General features: G+C 72.3%; 2 protein-coding genes. Both read right to left on the bottom strand.

Features of this window, described 5'->3' with window-relative positions:
- A partial coding sequence (locus EIO58_RS17625; RefSeq protein ID WP_240658995.1) for an alpha/beta hydrolase occupies positions 1 to 472 on the bottom strand: 472 nt, incomplete at its 3' end.
- Between the two features lie 134 nt (positions 473 to 606).
- Positions 607 to 1573 (bottom strand): hypothetical protein (locus tag EIO58_RS19045; protein WP_240658993.1); only part of this gene is annotated, 967 nt, incomplete at its 5' end.

Raw genomic sequence — 1573 nt, forward strand, 5'->3', positions numbered from 1 at the left:
CGAGCATCGGGTACACGAGCAGCTGGAAGACCGGCTGCGTGCCGCCCTCGTCGAGGAGCCGCTGCGCGAGGGCCGCAGCCAGGCCGCCGCCTGCGCTGGCCCCGCCGATCGCGATCCTCGCCGGGTCGATGCCGAGCTCGTCCGCGCGGGCCACCAGTTCGCGGAAGCCGGCGACCAGATCGTCGAGCGCCGCCGGCGCGGGGTGATCGGGTGCGAGTCGGTAAGAGGCCGAGAACACCGCGATCCCGAGCTCGCGCGAGAGCGAGAGGTTCGTCGCGTCGTCCTGCTGCGGCGTCCCGAGGATGAGGCCGCCGCCGTGGATCCACAACAGCGCCGGCACGGGAGCACCTTCGCCTGCCGGCCGCGGCCGGAAATGCCGGTAGGGCATCGTGCCTTCCGGGCCGGCGAGCGGCACGGTGTTCACGCCGATGTCAGGGTCGGGCGGAGTGCGCGGTGGGGTCAAGCGGAACATCCACAGCGTCCGTGGCCCCGCGCTCACGAGCGGAACCCATCTCGCTGCCCTCAGATCGGGGTGGAACGGCTCGGGCGGGGTCCTCGACACCGGACGATGCTATCCGGTGTCGCCGGGAAGCCGCGACAGGAGCCTCATCCGCGTGCCTTCGCCAGCTTCCGGTCACGCTCCTTCTGCTTGGTCTGCGCCGCCTGCAGTTCCCCCTTCAGAGTGGCGGCGGCGATGCCGTCGAGCACGCCGCCGCTCGTCTCACGGAACACCCGGGCGTACCGGATGCGGCTGAACACGTCGACCATCGCCCTGTCGAGGTAGCCGATCGCGATGCGCCCGAGCAGCCACGCTGCCGCGAGGCCGTTGAGGAGGCCGACGACCGCGGTGAGCGCGATGATCCAGGGCGACGGCGTCACTGCCGTCCACACGATCATGCCGACTGTGGGCAGCACGCCGACCGCGGTGAGGATGAGCGCGACCCACACGTGGATGCTGATGTTGCCGTTGGCGTCGTTCGGCCCCACGCGGCGTCGCGGGTCGACCCCGGGCGACACGCCGATCGCGGAGGTGAGGATCGCGGCGCCGCTGGCCGCGCCGACCGTTGCGGGCAGCGCGGCAACGACGAAGGGGATCGACCACCATGCCTGCGCGAGCACGACGAAGATGGCTGAGACCAGGAGCGCACGGGGCAGGAAGACCAGCACCATCGCCCACTGACGCCCGCGCACGTCCGATCGCACCGACCACGGGCTCTGCCCGACCACGTTCTGCCACACCGCCGAACCGTCCTGGCCGTACAGGTTGCACCCCGACAGCGACACCATGACCGCGACGATGACGCCGGCGAACGCTGCGACGGGCGCCGTGTAGCCGCCCAGGAGCGCGAACACCCCGATCGCGATGCCCGACCACACGGCCGTGCTCGACTCGAGCGCGCGCCACGAGTCGCGCCGCCACTGGCGCAGCTCCTTCATGACGACGGCACCTGTGGGTGTCGCGGGCAGCAGGCCCCTGCCGGCGACGAGCCGGACGGAGCGCGCCCGGCCTCGGCGCCGCTGGGTGCGCTGCTCGCGCGGAACGAGCAGCGGCACGGCGGCGGCGATGACCACC

Source organism: Microbacterium sp. CPCC 204701, assembly GCF_004010105.1.
In the GTDB taxonomy this organism is placed as follows: domain Bacteria; phylum Actinomycetota; class Actinomycetes; order Actinomycetales; family Microbacteriaceae; genus Microbacterium.